At 60.6% G+C, this 17,396-nt stretch carries 12 protein-coding genes, 2 tRNA genes and 3 rRNA genes; 5 read left to right on the top strand and 12 right to left on the bottom strand.

All coding sequences use genetic code 11. The features are described from left to right. Nucleotides 1–3: 3 nt before the first annotated feature. The 3 genes from JYG37_RS13470 to uvrB all read right to left on the bottom strand — a co-directional run bounded on the left by JYG37_RS13470 (nt 4) and on the right by uvrB (nt 3,260). Nucleotides 4–336: a cupredoxin domain-containing protein gene (locus tag JYG37_RS13470; RefSeq protein ID WP_006478303.1), complete on the bottom strand. Its 333-nt coding sequence runs from the start codon at nt 334–336 to the stop codon at nt 4–6. A 55-nt stretch (nt 337–391) separates the two neighbouring features. Beyond that, nucleotides 392–943 (bottom strand): iron transporter, encoded by a 552-nt coding sequence (locus tag JYG37_RS13475; protein WP_050018184.1) that lies wholly within the window; start codon nt 941–943, stop codon nt 392–394. Nucleotides 944–1,169: 226 nt separating this feature from the next. Further along, entirely contained in the window at nt 1,170–3,260 is a 2,091-nt protein-coding gene (uvrB, locus tag JYG37_RS13480; RefSeq protein WP_050018183.1) for an excinuclease ABC subunit UvrB, read from the bottom strand. Nucleotides 3,261–3,519: 259 nt separating this feature from the next. On the opposite strand from uvrB, the gene JYG37_RS13485 reads away from it, so the two are divergent. Beyond that, the gene (locus JYG37_RS13485) at nt 3,520–4,719 is read left to right on the top strand and encodes an amino acid aminotransferase (RefSeq protein ID WP_050018182.1); all 1,200 of its coding nucleotides are present in this window, start codon (nt 3,520–3,522) and stop codon (nt 4,717–4,719) included. A gap of 126 nt (nt 4,720–4,845) precedes the next feature. Here the strand turns inward: JYG37_RS13485 and JYG37_RS13490 are convergent, their stop codons facing one another. Further along, entirely contained in the window at nt 4,846–5,634 is a 789-nt protein-coding gene (locus JYG37_RS13490) for a 3-hydroxybutyrate dehydrogenase (RefSeq protein ID WP_089488615.1), read from the bottom strand. Nucleotides 5,635–5,798: 164 nt separating this feature from the next. On the opposite strand from JYG37_RS13490, the gene JYG37_RS13495 reads away from it, so the two are divergent. Next, the gene (locus JYG37_RS13495; protein ID WP_213345499.1) at nt 5,799–6,770 is read left to right on the top strand and encodes a potassium channel beta subunit family protein; all 972 of its coding nucleotides are present in this window, start codon (nt 5,799–5,801) and stop codon (nt 6,768–6,770) included. 111 nt (nt 6,771–6,881) lie between these two features. Further along, nucleotides 6,882–7,727 (top strand): 23S rRNA (adenine(2030)-N(6))-methyltransferase RlmJ, encoded by an 846-nt coding sequence (locus JYG37_RS13500; RefSeq protein WP_213345501.1) that lies wholly within the window; start codon nt 6,882–6,884, stop codon nt 7,725–7,727. 15 nt (nt 7,728–7,742) lie between these two features. Here the strand turns inward: JYG37_RS13500 and JYG37_RS13505 are convergent, their stop codons facing one another. The 8 genes from JYG37_RS13505 to JYG37_RS13540 all read right to left on the bottom strand — a co-directional run bounded on the left by JYG37_RS13505 (nt 7,743) and on the right by JYG37_RS13540 (nt 14,548). Continuing rightward, entirely contained in the window at nt 7,743–8,078 is a 336-nt protein-coding gene (locus tag JYG37_RS13505) for a hypothetical protein (protein ID WP_050018294.1), read from the bottom strand. Nucleotides 8,079–8,222: 144 nt separating this feature from the next. Next, a complete protein-coding gene (locus JYG37_RS13510; protein WP_006478295.1) occupies nt 8,223–8,369 on the bottom strand; it encodes a DUF3563 family protein in 147 nt (48 codons plus the stop codon). 215 nt (nt 8,370–8,584) lie between these two features. Further along, entirely contained in the window at nt 8,585–8,989 is a 405-nt protein-coding gene (gene cueR, locus JYG37_RS13515; protein WP_050018291.1) for a Cu(I)-responsive transcriptional regulator, read from the bottom strand. Nucleotides 8,990–9,240: 251 nt separating this feature from the next. Continuing rightward, nucleotides 9,241–9,353 (bottom strand): 5S ribosomal RNA (rrf, locus tag JYG37_RS13520). A gap of 186 nt (nt 9,354–9,539) precedes the next feature. Next, a 23S ribosomal RNA gene (locus JYG37_RS13525) occupies nt 9,540–12,420 on the bottom strand. Between the two features lie 288 nt (nt 12,421–12,708). Beyond that, nucleotides 12,709–12,784, bottom strand: a tRNA-Ala gene (locus JYG37_RS13530). A gap of 91 nt (nt 12,785–12,875) precedes the next feature. Beyond that, nucleotides 12,876–12,952, bottom strand: a tRNA-Ile gene (locus JYG37_RS13535). Nucleotides 12,953–13,015: 63 nt separating this feature from the next. Continuing rightward, nucleotides 13,016–14,548 (bottom strand): 16S ribosomal RNA (locus tag JYG37_RS13540). The 16S, 23S and 5S rRNA genes sit together here with 2 tRNA genes alongside, the layout of an rRNA operon. Nucleotides 14,549–15,114: 566 nt before the next feature. Between JYG37_RS13540 and JYG37_RS13545 the strand changes: the two genes are divergently transcribed. After that, nucleotides 15,115–16,332, top strand: a complete 1,218-nt coding sequence (locus JYG37_RS13545; RefSeq protein ID WP_089488673.1) for a DUF2863 family protein — start codon at nt 15,115–15,117, stop codon at nt 16,330–16,332. A 211-nt stretch (nt 16,333–16,543) separates the two neighbouring features. After that, on the top strand, nt 16,544–17,386 hold the full coding sequence (locus tag JYG37_RS13550) for a response regulator transcription factor (RefSeq protein ID WP_050016506.1): 843 nt from the start codon (nt 16,544–16,546) through the stop codon (nt 17,384–17,386). Nucleotides 17,387–17,396 lie beyond the last annotated feature (10 nt).

Below are 17,396 nucleotides of genomic sequence, written 5' to 3' on the forward strand. Positions count from 1 at the left end.
GCGTTACTTCGCGACGATCACGCCCTGTGCCTGCTGGTGGAAATCGTCGAAAAACTTGTATTCGCCCGGCGACAGCGGGGCGACGACGACGAACGAGTCGGCGCCCGGCGCGAGCACCTTCTCCTTGCGCAACTGCACGCTCTCGAATTCGGCGGCACCCTTGCCGGTGTTCCTGATCTCGATTTTGAAACGCTGGCCGGCCGGCACTTCGATGCGGGCGGGGTTCAGCTTGCCGTCCGTCATCTCGAGCTTGAACGTCGGCAGATCGGCCGCATGGGCCGCGCCGGCAAGCCACAGCGCAGCGGCTGCGGCGACGATTTTCTGGGGAATTTTCATACTGGGTTCTCTACGCCGACGGCGCGCCGAAGCGCGCCGTTCGTGATGCCACCGATCAGTAACCGCCCTTCTTGCCGATACCGGCGAACGGGAAGTCGTACTCGAGCGTGATGGGCTTGAACCACGGGCCCACGCCCGTTTCCTTGTCGACGTGGCGACCGAACGCCATGTGACCGGACTGCATCGGCGGCTTGACGACCAGCGTCAGGTGGTACTTGCCTGGGCCGGCGAGCTTCACGTTGTCGCCGTAGTGCGGGCCGTCGCTCGCGACCATGCCCATCAGGTCGCCTTCGGCCTTCCACTTCGTGTCGCCCTGCTTCGTCAGCTTGTAGGTGACCTGCAGGTACGGCATCCAGTCGCCTTCCGCGAAACCGGTCGGGTTGTTCTTGACCGCATGGATGTCGGCCTCAAGGTGGATGTCGGAATCCGACGCCTTGCGCATCATGCCTTCCGGGTCCATCGTGATCGGCTGCAGATACACCGCGCCGATTTCCATGCCGCCCTGGATCTGCTGCTTGCCGATCGGATACTCGGCAGCCGAGGCCGACATCGCGGCCAGCGCCGCCGCTACCGCAACCGTCGTGCGGATGAACGAAGAACCCAACATGGACACTCCTTGTTATTTGTCTGACTATCTTGACGACATGCGGGCCGCCGCCGGGCCGCCCGCTGGAAACACTAACGCGACGAAGAACGTTAATGCGAACTATTCTCAATACATGGGGAGTTTAGCACCGAACCCGTTCCGGAACAAACGGAGAGCGCCGTAAACCCCTGATCCGACAAGGCTTACAGGCGCTTTACCAAAAGGATACGGTGACGTTTGGAAAGATTTACCGCCCGCCGCTGATGTGGTCGCCGACGTTCGCGCCGAACACGCGTTCGCGCAGCACGGCAAGCTGGTCGCGGGTCGCGGCGGCCTTCTCGAACTCGAGGTTCTTCGCGTAGTCGGCCATCTGCTTCTCGAGGCGCTTGATTTCCTTCGCGAGCTGCTTTTCCGACATGTCCTCGAATTTCGCGCGCTGCTGCGCCTCCTTCAGCTCCGCACGCGCGTCGTCGGCGTTGTAGACGCCGTCGATGATGTCCTTGATGCGCTTCACGACGCCGCGCGGCGTGATGCCCATCTTTTCGTTGTACGCGATCTGCTTCGCGCGGCGCCGCTCGGTTTCGCCGATCGCGCGCTTCATCGACTCGGTCATGTTGTCCGCGTAGAGGATCGCCTTGCCGTTCACGTTCCGCGCGGCGCGGCCGATCGTCTGGATCAGCGAGCGCTCGGCGCGCAGGAAGCCTTCCTTGTCCGCGTCGAGGATCGCGACGAGCGACACTTCGGGAATGTCGAGGCCCTCGCGCAGCAGGTTGATCCCGACCAGCACGTCGAACGTGCCGAGCCGCAGGTCGCGGATGATCTCGACGCGCTCGACCGTATCGATGTCGCTGTGCAGGTAACGCACCTTGACGCCATGGTCGGCCAGGAACTCGGTCAGCTGTTCGGCCATGCGCTTCGTCAGCGTCGTGATCAGCACGCGCTCGCCGGCCTTCACGCGCGCGTTGATCTCGGTCAGCACGTCGTCGACCTGCGAGCTCGCCGGCCGCACCTCGATTTCCGGATCGACGAGGCCCGTCGGTCGCACGACCTGCTCGGCGATCTGCCCCGTCACGCGCTTCTCGTAGTCGGCCGGCGTGGCCGACACGAACACGACCTGCCGCATCTTGCGCTCGAACTCGGGGAACTTCAGCGGCCGGTTGTCAAGCGCGGACGGCAGGCGAAACCCGTAATTGACGAGGTTTTCCTTGCGTGCGCGGTCGCCGTTGTACATGCCGTTCAGCTGGCCGATCAGCACGTGCGATTCGTCGAGCAGCATCAGCGCATCGGGCGGCAGGTAGTCGACGAGCGTCGGCGGCGGATCGCCGGGCGCCGCGCCCGAGAAATGCCGCGAATAGTTCTCGATGCCCTTGCAGAAGCCGAGCTCCTGCAGCATCTCGAGATCGAAGCGCGTGCGCTGCTCGAGGCGCTGCGCCTCGACGAGCTTGCCTTCGCGATGGAAGAACTCGAGCCGTTCGCGCAATTCGTCCTTGATCGTCTCGACCGCGCGCATCACGGTGTCGCGCGGCGTCACGTAGTGCGACGACGGATACACGGTGAAACGCGGAATCTTCTGCCGCACGCGCCCGGTCAGCGGGTCGAACAGGTGCAGCGTCTCGACCTCGTCGTCGAACAGCTCGACGCGCACGGCCATTTCCGCGTGTTCGGCGGGGAAGATGTCGATCGTGTCGCCGCGCACGCGGAACGTGCCGCGTTGGAAATCCTGCTCGTTGCGCGTGTATTGCATCGCGATCAGCCGCGCGATCACGTCGCGCTGGCCGAGCTTGTCGCCGGTTCGCAGCGTCAGGATCATCTGGTGGTATTCGGACGGATTGCCGATACCGTAGATCGCCGACACCGTCGCGACGATCACCACGTCGCGGCGCTCCATCAGGCTCTTCGTCGCCGACAGCCGCATCTGCTCGATGTGCTCGTTGATCGACGAATCCTTCTCGATGAACAGGTCGCGCTGCGGCACGTAGGCCTCAGGCTGGTAGTAGTCGTAGTACGAGACGAAATACTCGACCGCGTTGCGCGGGAAGAACTCCCGGAACTCCGCGTAAAGCTGGGCCGCGAGCGTCTTGTTCGGCGCGAACACGATCGCCGGGCGGCCGAGCCGCGCGATCGTGTTCGCCATCGTGAAGGTCTTGCCCGAACCGGTTACGCCGAGCAGCGTCTGGAAGGCAAGGCCGTCGCCGACGCCTTCGACGAGCGTGTCGATCGCGGTCGGCTGGTCGCCCGCGGGCGGATAGGGCTGGTAAAGCTGGAACGGCGACCCTTCGAAAGTGACGAATTTGGATTCGTCGAGCGCGTCGCCGACTTCGGCATGATGTTCGGACATGGAATGCGGCCGGAGCAAGGGCAAAGAAAGCATTCTAGCGCTTCGCGGCCGTGCGAACTGCTGTCGACTCCTGACGCGCGACGGCCGCCCGAAATCGCGATTCGTCGCCCTGATCGCGACGGAATGACCGCCCCCGCCAGCACGAATTCGCTACAATGTCAGGCTGCTGCGCTTCCCGGCGTCGCGCCGCAGGCGCGGTCCACTGCGCCCGCCCCGCCGGTTGAAAGCCTGACCCTCTTTTCACTACTGCCGAATCATCATGTCGCTCTTCTCCGCTGTCCAGCTTGCTCCCCGCGACCCGATCCTGGGCCTGAACGAAGCCTTCAACGCCGATGCGCGTCCGACCAAGGTCAACCTCGGCGTCGGCGTGTACACGAACGAAGACGGCAAGATTCCGCTGCTGCGCGCGGTTCGCGACGCGGAAAAGGCGCGTGTCGAGGCCGGCCTGCCGCGCGGTTACCTGCCGATCGACGGGATCGCCGCCTACGATGCAGCCGTGCAGAAGCTGCTGCTCGGCAACGACTCGCCGCTGATCGCGGCGGGCCGCGTGGTCACGGCCCAGGCACTGGGCGGCACCGGCGCGCTGAAGATCGGCGCCGATTTCCTGCGCACCCTGAACCCGAACGTGAAGGTCGCGATCAGCGATCCGAGCTGGGAAAACCATCGCGCGCTGTTCGAAGCGGCCGGCTTCGAGGTCGTCGCGTACCCGTACTACGACGCGGCCACCCACGGCGTGAACTTCGAAGGCATGCTGTCGGCGCTGAACGGCTATGCGGCCGGCACGGTCGTCGTGCTGCACGCGTGCTGCCACAACCCGACCGGCGTGGACCTGACCGAAGCGCAATGGCAACAGGTCGTCGACGTCGTGAAGGCGCGCAACCTCGTGCCGTTCCTCGACATGGCCTACCAGGGCTTCGGCGAGAACATCGAAGCCGATGCCGCTGCCGTGCGCCTGTTTGCCGCGGCCGACCTGAACGCGTTCGTGTCGTCGTCGTTCTCGAAGTCGTTCTCGCTGTACGGCGAGCGCGTCGGCGCGCTGTCGATCATCACGTCGAGCAAGGAAGAAGCCACACGCGTGCTGTCGCAACTGAAGCGCGTGATCCGCACGAACTACTCGAACCCGCCGACCCACGGCGGCGCAGTGGTCGCAGCGGTGCTCGCGTCGCCGGAACTGCACGCTTCGTGGGTGCAGGAACTCGGCGAAATGCGCGATCGCATCCGCGCGATGCGCAATGGTCTCGTCGAACGCCTGAAGGCGAGCGGCGTCGATCGTGACTTCAGCTTCATCAACGCGCAGCGCGGGATGTTCTCGTATTCGGGCCTGACCTCGGCACAAGTCGATCGCCTGCGCGACGAGTTCGGCATCTATGCGGTCGGCACGGGCCGGATTTGCGTCGCCGCGCTGAATATGCGGAACCTCGACGCGGTCGCCAATGCGGTCGCAGCGGTCCTGAAGTAAAGCCACGCCGGGAAGCGGCTGTCACCGGCCCCGCCCTGCCGACATGAAAAACGCGCTCCACGGAGCGCGTTTTTTTGTGCAGTCCAGCGTCCAGCGCGGCGGACGGCGATACCGCCCGCTCCCGCGTTACTGCATGAACCAGCCGTGGCTGACGACGAACGACTGGCCGGTGAGCGCGGCGCTCGGGAACGCCGACAGGAACAGCACCGTCTGCGCGACGTCCTGCACCGTCGTGAACACGCCGTCGACCGTGTTGCCGAGCATCACCTTCTTGATCACGTCCTCTTCGCTGATCCCGAGCTCCTTCGCCTGCTCCGGAATCTGCTTGTCGACCAGCGGCGTGCGCACGAAGCCCGGACACACGACGTGCGAGCGCACGTTGTGCTTCGCGCCTTCCTTCGCCAGCACGCGGGCCAGGCCGAGCAGGCCATGCTTGGCCGTCACGTACGCGGACTTCAGCGGCGACGCCTCGTGCGAGTGCACCGAGCCCATGTAGATCACGACGCCGCCGCGATCGTCCTTGTACATGTGCTTGAGCGCGGCCTTCGTCGTCAGGAACGCGCCGTCCACGTGGATCGCCTGCATCTTCTTCCAGTCGGCGAACGAGTAGTTCTCGATCGGGTTGACGATCTGGATGCCGGCGTTCGACACGAGGATGTCGACCGAGCCGAACGCGTCGGCCACCTTGTCGATGCCGCTGTTTACGGCGTCCTCGTTGGTCACGTCCATCGCGACGCCGATCGCCTTGCCGCCTGCCTTGACGATCTCGTCGGCGACCGCGTTCGCGCCGTCCTGGTTCAGGTCGGCGATCGCGACGGCCGCGCCTGCCTTGGCCAGTTCCAGCGCGATTTCCTTGCCGATGCCGCTCGCGGCGCCCGTGACGACTGCGGTCTTGCCGCTCAGATCTGCTGCCATGTCCGTCTCCTCCCGATATCGGATCGATAAAACACGCGCCCGTCGTATCCGCGCTCATCGCGAAATCGCATCGGCGTGCCAGCCGTCATTGTGCACGATCGGCCCCGCCGTTCGTGCGCAAAACGTCTAAGCTTAAGGTCGGTTCCGTTCAGCAGGAGAGTCTCATGCACTATCGACGGCTAGGCCGCTCCGGCCTGCAGATCAGCGCGCTTTCCCTCGGCTCGTGGGTGACGTACGGCAACCAGGTCGACCAGCGGGTCGCGCGCGAATGCCTTGCCGCGGCACGCGACGCGGGCGTCAATTTCTTCGACAACGCCGAGGTCTACGCCGGCGGCAAATCCGAGGAAATCATGGGCCACGCGCTCAAGTCGCTCGACTGGCCGCGCGTCAGCTATATCGTGTCCACGAAATTCTTCTGGGGGCTCGCGGAAGCCCCGAACCAGTATCACACGCTGAACCGGAAATATCTGCTGAACGCGATCGACGGCTCGCTGCGCCGGCTGCAGCTCGACTATGTCGACCTCGTCTATTGCCATCGCCCCGATCCGCATACGCCGATCGAGGAAACCGTCTGGGCGATGAGCGACATGATCGTGCGCGGCAAGGCGCTGTACTGGGGCACGTCGGAATGGAGCGCCGACGAGATCCGTGCAGCATGCGAGATCGCCGAGCGGCACCATCTGCACAAGCCGGTCGTCGAACAGCCGCAGTACAACCTGATCCATCGCAGCCGGGTCGAACAGGAATATGCGCGGCTCTACGACGATTACGGCCTCGGCCTGACGACCTGGAGCCCGCTGGCGTCGGGCCTGCTCACCGGCAAGTACCGCGACGGCGTGCCGCCCGGCAGCCGCGCGCAGTTGCAGGGCTACGACTGGATGCGCGAACGCCTGACCGATCGGGCAGCCAACGACATCGTCGAACGGATCGGCGAGATCGCGGCCGAGCTCGGCTGCAGCACCGGCCAATTGGCCATCGCTTGGGTACTCGCGAATCCGCGCGTGAGTTCGGTCATCACGGGCGCATCGCGGGTCGACCAGATCGGCGACAACATGCGCGCGCTCGACGTTGCCGCGAAGCTGACGCCGGATGTGAAGCAACGCATCGAGGCAGTGGTCGGCGACGCATACGAGTAAGGCGACGCGCGGCCACTCGCGTACAATACGCGGCCGCATCGGCGCCCGGCCTGACGGCCGCGCGCGATCGAGCGCTTTCATCGATTCATCTTTCGTTTCAGGCGGCCAGCCATGCTCAGTTATCGTCACGGTTTTCACGCAGGCAATCACGCGGACGTGCTCAAGCACGCCGTCGTCGTCCAGCTGCTGCGCTACCTGAACAAGAAGGACAAATCGTACTGGTATATCGATACGCACGCGGGCGCCGGCGTGTACTCGCTGCGCGACGGTTATGCAGCGAAGACGTCGGAATTCGATACCGGCATCGGCCGGCTGTGGAACGAAAAGAACCTGCCGGAGGCGTTGGGTGACTATGTGGACGAAGTCCGCGCGCTGAACGACGACGGCGAACTGCACTTCTATCCAGGCTCGCCGTACATCGCATGGCGGTCGATGCGCGAGCAGGATCGTATGCGCCTGTTCGAAATGCACACGACGGAAATCGATGTGCTGCGCCACAATTTCCGCGATGCGGGGCGACGCGCGATGATCTTCGCCGGCGACGGCTTCGAAGGTATCAAGGCGCTGCTGCCGCCGCCGCCGCGACGCGCACTCGTGCTGATCGATCCGTCCTACGAGGACAAGAAGGATTACACGCGCACGGTGGGCTGCGTGACCGAATGCCTGAAGCGTTTCGCGACCGGCTGCTATGCGATCTGGTATCCGCAGGTCACGCGGACGGAATCGCAGCGCTTTCCCGAGCAGTTGAAGCGCCTGCAGCCGAACAACTGGCTGCACCTGACGCTGACGGTGTCGAATCCGCCGAACGACGGACTTGGCCTCTACGGCAGCGGGATGTTCATCCTGAATCCCCCATATACGCTCGCCCAGAGCATGAACGAGGTCCTGCCTTACCTGGTCGAGAAGCTGGGACAGGATAGCGGCGCCCGCTGTCAAATCGAGCACCGCGGAAACTGACCGGGCGACGGGTCGTTACGGCTGCGGCCTGGGCGCGAGCCGCGGCTGGTTGGCCGGCTGCCCGCCCCACGCGGGAACACTGATATACGGCGCGACGAACAGCGGAACCGACGTGTTCGTCCCCTGTCCGGCTGGAGCCCGCATACCTGCCGGCTCGACGATCGGCTCCTGCGACAACGGCGCCGTCTGCAACACCAACCCGCCCTTGCCGTCCTGGATACCGCGCTGCGTATCGAGAACGAGCGGCCTGGACGACGTCGCGGCGCCCGCCGCGATGCCATGGACGAGCACGACTGCGCCCAGAATGAGACGCGCGCGGGCACTGCGACGCACTTCGACACGCAAACGCATGATCGTGTCCTTCAGGATGAAAAGGTCCATACCATAGCGCTGCACCGACGATTTCGCCAGATCCGGCGCACAAAAAAACAAAGCCCCGTCAATACGGGGCTTGCTTATCGTGCGGTGCTGCGCGGCACCTGACGGTGACTCCGATTACAGCGAGTAGCCGTTGGTTTCGAGCGAGCGAATGCGGCTCTCGAGCTGGACGATGTCCGACGACGTGGCGAGGTAAGCCTCACGGCGCTCACGTTCTGCGGATTCGAACCAGTTGCTCAGCTTTTCAACGATGTAGGCGATCATGACGTTCTCCAAGGAAGAGGGACCCCTGGTGAATCGAAATTCAGGGATTTCCCGTATAGGGTTATCCCGAATTATAGCGACGCCGCACCAATATGCTAGTGAAAAACTTGCATGGAAATCATTCCAAATCGGAATGAAGAAAAGCGTGGCGCATCCAACCCGTTGATTTTAAATGACATGCTGTGTGGGCGCGTTTGGGGGCTCGAGCACACGCACTAATTTGGTTCACTGACGGGGTCGGCCAAGCGCGCCAAAATCGGGCACTCCGGCCGCCCGTCACCATGGCAGTGCGCAGCCAGATCGGCCAGCGTGTCGCGCATGTCGCTCAGCTCCGCGATGCGTTTGTCGAGTTCGGCCACATGTTCAAGTGCGATCGATTTCACTTCGGCGCTGGCGCGTGAACGATCCTGCCAGAGCATCAGCAGCTTGCGAATGTCCTCGACGAGAAAGCCGAGTCGTCGTGCCTGACGGATGAACCGCAAGATATGGATTTCGTCCGCGCCGTAGATGCGGTAGCCGGCATCGGTACGCTTGCTCGGCGCAAGAAGCCCGACCTGCTCGTAGTACCGGATCATTTTTGCGCTGACTCCGGATTCGCGCGACGCGTCGCCGATATTCATTCCCCGCCCCTCTCCATCAAACCCTGGTTTCGAACACGACCGCCGACGGACGCCCTCGTCGACGACATATCGATCGTATCAAATCGAGGCGGTTCGTTCCGGGGAAGAGTTGGCAGCAGGAACGCAGATGATCCGACCTTGCACGCACGCCGTTGGGTTGCGAGGGATGGGGGCGCTTCGCCACATGCTTTTGGGGATGCCGAAATGCAAAAACCCCCGCCTTGTCGGGCGGGGGTTTTTGGCTTGAGGGAGCCTGACGATTACCTACTTTCACACGGGAATCCGCACTATCATCGGCGTAGAGTCGTTTCACGGTCCTGTTCGGGATGGGAAGGGGTGGGACCGACTCGCTATGGTCATCAGGCAAAGGGGGTTGTTGTGCTGGCTTCGCAGCACAACCAATCCTGGAAGAAGCAGTAATTGAGTTGGGTTGTGAGCTGTATCTCACACGTACGCGGTAGTTCAACCGTCGTACGTCGAGTGCCTCGCACTCGACGCTCGATGTCCGTAAGCGCTGAAGCGCTAACGGGCATCGAGACAGACTTGTTATAGGATCAAGCCTTACGGGCAATTAGTATCAGTTAGCTGAACGCATTACTGCGCTTACACACCTGACCTATCAACGTCCTGGTCTCGAACGACCCTTCAAGGGGATCTAGTCCCCAGGGATATCTCATCTTAAGGCGAGTTTCCCGCTTAGATGCTTTCAGCGGTTATCTCTTCCGAACATAGCTACCCGGCGATGCCACTGGCGTGACAACCGGTACACCAGAGGTTCGTCCACTCCGGTCCTCTCGTACTAGGAGCAGCCCCCTTCAAATATCCAACGCCCACGGCAGATAGGGACCAAACTGTCTCACGACGTTTTAAACCCAGCTCACGTACCTCTTTAAATGGCGAACAGCCATACCCTTGGGACCGGCTACAGCCCCAGGATGAGATGAGCCGACATCGAGGTGCCAAACACCGCCGTCGATATGAACTCTTGGGCGGTATCAGCCTGTTATCCCCAGAGTACCTTTTATCCGTTGAGCGATGGCCCTTCCATACAGAACCACCGGATCACTATGACCTGCTTTCGCACCTGCTCGACTTGTCGGTCTCGCAGTTAAGCACGCTTATGCCATTGCACTATCAGCACGATTTCCGACCGTACCTAGCGTACCTTCGTACTCCTCCGTTACGCTTTGGGAGGAGACCGCCCCAGTCAAACTGCCTACCATGCACTGTCCCCGACCCGGATCACGGGCCAAGGTTAGAACCTCAAACAAACCAGGGTGGTATTTCAAGGACGGCTCCACCGAAACTAGCGTTCCGGTTTCATAGCCTCCCACCTATCCTACACAGATCGGTTCAAAGTCCAATGCAAAGCTACAGTAAAGGTTCATGGGGTCTTTCCGTCTAGCCGCGGGTAGATTGCATCATCACAAACACTTCAACTTCGCTGAGTCTCGGGAGGAGACAGTGTGGCCATCGTTACGCCATTCGTGCAGGTCGGAACTTACCCGACAAGGAATTTCGCTACCTTAGGACCGTTATAGTTACGGCCGCCGTTTACCGGGACTTCAATCAAGAGCTTGCACCCCATCATTTAATCTTCCGGCACCGGGCAGGCGTCACACCCTATACGTCCACTTTCGTGTTTGCAGAGTGCTGTGTTTTTATTAAACAGTCGCAGCCACCAGTTTATTGCAACCCCTTCACCCTCCTGGCGCAGGCCAGTCAAGCTACAAGGGCGTACCTTATCCCGAAGTTACGGTACCAATTTGCCGAGTTCCTTCTCCCGAGTTCTCTCAAGCGCCTTAGAATACTCATCTCGCCCACCTGTGTCGGTTTGCGGTACGGTCATCGTTAGACTGAAGCTTAGAGGCTTTTCTTGGAACCACTTCCAATTGCTTCGCTCCCTAAGGAGCTCGCGCCACACCCTTGAATTGCGCGCCCGGATTTGCCTAAGCGCCTTCTCCAATGCAGCGACCGGGACTTCCAACACCCGGACAACCTTCCGCGATCCGTCCCCCCATCGCATCTAACAATGGTGCAGGAATATTGACCTGCTTCCCATCAGCTACGCATTTCTGCCTCGCCTTAGGGGCCGACTCACCCTACGCCGATGAACGTTGCGTAGGAAACCTTGGGCTTACGGCGAGGGGGCCTTTCACCCCCTTTATCGCTACTCATGTCAGCATTCGCACTTCCGATACCTCCAGCACCCTTTACAAGGCACCTTCGCAGGCTTACGGAACGCTCTCCTACCATGCGAGCAAGCTCGCATCCGCAGCTTCGGTATATAGCTTAGCCCCGTTACATCTTCCGCGCAGGACGACTCGATCAGTGAGCTATTACGCTTTCTTTAAAGGGTGGCTGCTTCTAAGCCAACCTCCTGACTGTTTTAGCCTTCCCACTTCGTTTCCCACTTAGCTATATTTGGGGACCTTAGCTGGCGGTCTGGGTTGTTTCCCTCTTGACACCGGACGTTAGCACCCGATGTCTGTCTCCCGTGATTGCACTCTTCGGTATTCGGAGTTTGCTATGGCGGGGTAATCTGCAATAGACCCCCCAACCATGACAGTGCTCTACCCCCGAAGGTGAGACACGAGGCACTACCTAAATAGTTTTCGGAGAGAACCAGCTATTTCCAGGTTTGTTTAGCCTTTCACCCCTATCCACAGCTCATCCCCTAACTTTTCAACGTTAGTGGGTTCGGACCTCCAGTACGTGTTACCGCACCTTCATCCTGGCCATGGATAGATCACCTGGTTTCGGGTCTACGCCCAGCAACTGAACGCCCTATTCGGACTCGCTTTCGCTACGCCTGCCCTATACGGTTAAGCTTGCTACTGAACGTAAGTCGCTGACCCATTATACAAAAGGTACGCCGTCACCCCTTGCGAGGCTCCGACTGTTTGTATGCATGCGGTTTCAGGATCTATTTCACTCCCCTCCCGGGGTTCTTTTCGCCTTTCCCTCACGGTACTGGTTCACTATCGGTCGATCACGAGTATTTAGCCTTGGAGGATGGTCCCCCCATCTTCAGACAGGATTTCACGTGTCCCGCCCTACTTGTCGCACACCTAGTTCTTTCATACTGTTTTCGCCTACAGGGCTATCACCTGCTATGGCCGCACTTTCCAGAGCGTTCGGCTAACAATACAAATAAAGAGTGCAAGGCTCATCCCATTTCGCTCGCCACTACTTTGGGAATCTCGGTTGATTTCTTTTCCTGCGGTTACTTAGATGTTTCAGTTCACCGCGTTCGCTTCACTGGACCTATGTATTCAGTCCAGGATGACCCAAAAGGGCCGGGTTTCCCCATTCGGACATCTACGGATCAAAGCTCGTTTGCCAGCTCCCCGTAGCTTTTCGCAGGCTACCGCGTCCTTCATCGCCTGTGATCGCCAAGGCATCCACCACATGCACTTGTTCGCTTGACCCTATAACGAGTCTGTCTCTCGACAGCCGCTACAGGTTGAGTTCTCGCGTTGTGCCGTATTCCAATTGAGTCGAACATAGAGTTCGAATCATCTTGAGATACATCGATACAATCACAACCCGGATAACTTCCACGTCCATCTCGAGACGCTTCCGCTATCCAAATTACTTACTTCTTCCAGATTGTTAAAGAACGACAGCCGATACATACTACGTATCACTCTGACTGGCTCAATCGCCAATGACAAAGACTCGAACAACGCTTCGTTCGAACGCTTGTCATTGAAGATTGGTGGAGGCAGACGGGATCGAACCGACGACCCCCTGCTTGCAAAGCAGGTGCTCTCCCAGCTGAGCTATGCCCCCATTGAGTACAGATGACCTCAGGTACTACAGCCTATCGGCATGGGCTGCTCGTAAGCGCTAAAGCGCTAACGATCACCGACACGTCAGACAATGGTGGGTCTGGTTGGATTCGAACCAACGACCCCCGCCTTATCAAGACGGTGCTCTAACCGACTGAGCTACAGACCCCTGAGTCTGTCTTTGATTTACAGCCGATAAGCGTGAGCGCTCAACTTCGCGAGATAGCTCTGGAAAGGAGGTGATCCAGCCGCACCTTCCGATACGGCTACCTTGTTACGACTTCACCCCAGTCATGAATCCTACCGTGGTGACCGTCCTCCTTGCGGTTAGACTAGCCACTTCTGGTAAAACCCACTCCCATGGTGTGACGGGCGGTGTGTACAAGACCCGGGAACGTATTCACCGCGGCATGCTGATCCGCGATTACTAGCGATTCCAGCTTCATGCACTCGAGTTGCAGAGTGCAATCCGGACTACGATCGGTTTTCTGGGATTAGCTCCCCCTCGCGGGTTGGCAACCCTCTGTTCCGACCATTGTATGACGTGTGAAGCCCTACCCATAAGGGCCATGAGGACTTGACGTCATCCCCACCTTCCTCCGGTTTGTCACCGGCAGTCTCCTTAGAGTGCTCTTGCGTAGCAACTAAGGACAAGGGTTGCGCTCGTTGCGGGACTTAACCCAACATCTCACGACACGAGCTGACGACAGCCATGCAGCACCTGTGCGCCGGTTCTCTTTCGAGCACTCCCGCCTCTCGGCAGGATTCCGACCATGTCAAGGGTAGGTAAGGTTTTTCGCGTTGCATCGAATTAATCCACATCATCCACCGCTTGTGCGGGTCCCCGTCAATTCCTTTGAGTTTTAATCTTGCGACCGTACTCCCCAGGCGGTCAACTTCACGCGTTAGCTACGTTACTAAGGAAATGAATCCCCAACAACTAGTTGACATCGTTTAGGGCGTGGACTACCAGGGTATCTAATCCTGTTTGCTCCCCACGCTTTCGTGCATGAGCGTCAGTATTGGCCCAGGGGGCTGCCTTCGCCATCGGTATTCCTCCACATCTCTACGCATTTCACTGCTACACGTGGAATTCTACCCCCCTCTGCCATACTCTAGCCTGCCAGTCACCAATGCAGTTCCCAGGTTGAGCCCGGGGATTTCACATCGGTCTTAGCAAACCGCCTGCGCACGCTTTACGCCCAGTAATTCCGATTAACGCTCGCACCCTACGTATTACCGCGGCTGCTGGCACGTAGTTAGCCGGTGCTTATTCTTCCGGTACCGTCATCCCCCGACTGTATTAGAGCCAAGGATTTCTTTCCGGACAAAAGTGCTTTACAACCCGAAGGCCTTCTTCACACACGCGGCATTGCTGGATCAGGCTTTCGCCCATTGTCCAAAATTCCCCACTGCTGCCTCCCGTAGGAGTCTGGGCCGTGTCTCAGTCCCAGTGTGGCTGGTCGTCCTCTCAGACCAGCTACTGATCGTCGCCTTGGTAGGCCTTTACCCCACCAACTAGCTAATCAGCCATCGGCCAACCCTATAGCGCGAGGCCCGAAGGTCCCCCGCTTTCATCCGTAGATCGTATGCGGTATTAATCCGGCTTTCGCCGGGCTATCCCCCACTACAGGACATGTTCCGATGTATTACTCACCCGTTCGCCACTCGCCACCAGGTGCAAGCACCCGTGCTGCCGTTCGACTTGCATGTGTAAGGCATGCCGCCAGCGTTCAATCTGAGCCAGGATCAAACTCTTCAGTTCAAACCTGTTACTGTTTTCGGTTCCGTAGAACCGGTCGCTCACTCAAAGCTGACAGGAATATGAATCACTTCATAAACCTGACTTACTTTAGTGTGAGACTCTTGATACTTTCGCTATCTGATCCGAGGATCAGCTCGCTTCCATCAAGCGCCCACACTTATCGGCTGTTAATTTTTAAAGAGCATTCTGCGAGGAACTTCGTGTTTCCCGGCAGCGCTGCGTTTTCAGCAGCAGAGAAGCGAGATTATGAACCGTGTTTCGCAGCTCGTCAACAACTTTCTGAACGACTTCGTTGCGACTGCGGGGCTCAACTTCCTGTACCGCCAAGGCTCGCTACGACCGAACCCCAACAGCACCGCCTCCCTTCCTTCCGCGCCGCGTTTCCGTTAGCGCGAAAGAGGCGTGATTCTATGCAGCTCAGGTCGTGAGCGCAAGGGGTTTCGCAGAAACTTTTTACACAGGCCGCAATTCGGCCGTCCGGCCATGCTTGGCCACGAGACCGCTTATGGTGCAAAGAACGGACTAGAATGTGAGGTTCTTCGCCTCTTTCTATATACGTCTTTAATATGCGCCAGCGAATCGCCAAACGCCTCCCCCCCGATGCCGACAAACTGGTCGGTCTGTCACTTGCGCTCTTCGCGTCGGGCAGCCGCATCGAGGATCGCTTCTGGGAAGCGAAGCTCGATACGCTGCTCGCCAAGATCGTCCGCAACGGCAATCAGACTACGCTCGACGCCGCGCTCGACCATCTTCAGCAGAATCATCCCGACGCCTACGGCGCGCTCGCCGACATGGCCGAGACGCACAGCGAGTCGATGGTGATCGAGCACGACGGCCAACCATACGATGCGCTGCTGGTCGCCGTCCCGGTCCTCGCCTGGACGCGCTACATGATTCCGTCGGGCCCGCTCAAGGGCGACGTTGCCGACGCGCTGCGAACGCATCTGCAAGCGCACGTGCTCGCGAACGGCACCCTCGTCGGCCTCGCACCGTTCCTCTACAGCATCGACCAGTTGCCGCGGCACCATGTCGAAACCTACCGGCTGGCCCAGCAGCTCGCCCACGCGGCAATCGGCCAGCACGCCCCGAAGCTGAGCTTCGGCGACCTGCCGGAAACTTCGCCGATCCTCGCCGATCCGCGCTTCCTGCTGGCGGTCGTCGCCGCGCCGGCCGGCGCGCCGCTGTTCCGCTGGCAAGAAGAAGAAAACGGCAGCCGGATCGAGCGCGGCCAGTGCCTCGAACAATGGACGGCCCAAGGCGGCCCGAACCTGTCGATCGCGCTGCCCGGCTGCGAGTTCGAATGCCTGCTTCCGGACGCGTACTACTCGGCTTGCCGCGATGCGGACGAACGCGTACGTCCGCATACCGTCCGAACGGCCATTCGTTATCTATTCGACACACTTGGTGCAGCGCCGCAAGAGCTGCGCGCGGTGGTCGCCGGCTTCGGCGAACGCCGTATCGACGAGTATCGCGTCGGCTTCACGCGACGTGCGAGCAACGACGTGATCTACGGTGTCGTGTGGCCGCTCTACGGCCGTGAAAACGGCGACATCTCGGTCGACAACGCGACGCTCGAAGGCGAAGCGCCGATCGAAGGACCGCTCGAGGAAATCGTGAGCCTGCTGAAGGAATGCGGCGTAACCGACGTCCGGCGGCACGCGGGCCGCTTCGAACCCGAATACTGCGACGACTGCGGCGTGCCGCTTTACGCCGATCCGCTCGGCGAAATTGTCCATGCGGAAATGCCGGAAGACGCGTCGCCCGCCCAGCCGCACTTCCACTGACCCGCACCGCAGGCCCAGACGGCCTGCCCGCCCCAAAGCCGCTTTCGGTTCCCTGCCGAAGCGGCTTTTTTCATATCCGATGCCCGGTCGCTCGAAATTTCGAACTTTTCCTAAGCCTTTCAGCCAAGCAGACATCGTGTAAGGTCTTTGTCATTATCGGGGCCAGCTTATCCCCGACGGCAGTCAATGACTCACTTCACGGAGGTTGAATATGCGGTTCTTGGTACTTAACTCAGACGCCGAACGGCGTGACGGACTGAAGACCCTGTTGCGGCAGATCGACCGGCACGCCAGCATCAACGATGCGCCTGACGGTTTCCAGGCACGCCGGCTGCTGCGCACCCAGCGTTTCGACCTCGTCGCGATCGACTGGCTGGACGTGGGCCGGATCAGCGAGCTTCAGGCACTCGGCAACGCGTGCTCGCCGACCCCGGTCGCCGTCCTGGTCGACGACATCTCGCCCGAAGCGATCCAGCGCTTCTTCAATTACGGCGTCGCAGGCGTGATCCCGCATTCCACGCGGCCGCACCTGATCGTGCGGGCGCTCGAGATCGTGCTGCTGGGCGGCCACTACATTCCGCCGATCGCCCTCAGCCTGCTGCCGTCCACGGCAACGGCGACGGCCCGCCACGACGCCCATTTCCAGACGCTCGCCGGCTCCCTGCCGCGGCGCCCGCCGAGCGGCCTCCTGTCGCCGCGGCAAGCGCAGATCATGCGGTTCGTCCACATGGGCAGCACGAACAAGATGATCGCGCGTACGCTCGGCATCAGCGAAGGCACCGTGAAGATCCACCTCGCGAGCATCTTCCAGCAGCTCGGCGCCGCAAACCGCGCCGCCGCGGTCGCGATCTACAACGGCTGGCTGTCGCCCCATCTCGAGGTGCTGCTGGCGAACCGGAACCGCGCCCGTAAACCGGTCATCGGGGAACACGGCCCGGCTCCGCTGCGTACACAACGGCATGACCGTCCGTACCCGTTACCCACCGCGAATACCGGCACGCAGGACCTGCCGCTCGCCGCCGAGCCACCGGCACGGTTCAGGCGCGGACGCTAGGCAAACAGTC

It is taken from the genome of Burkholderia sp. LAS2 (assembly GCF_018417615.1).
In the GTDB taxonomy this organism is placed as follows: Bacteria; Pseudomonadota; Gammaproteobacteria; order Burkholderiales; family Burkholderiaceae; genus Burkholderia; species Burkholderia sola.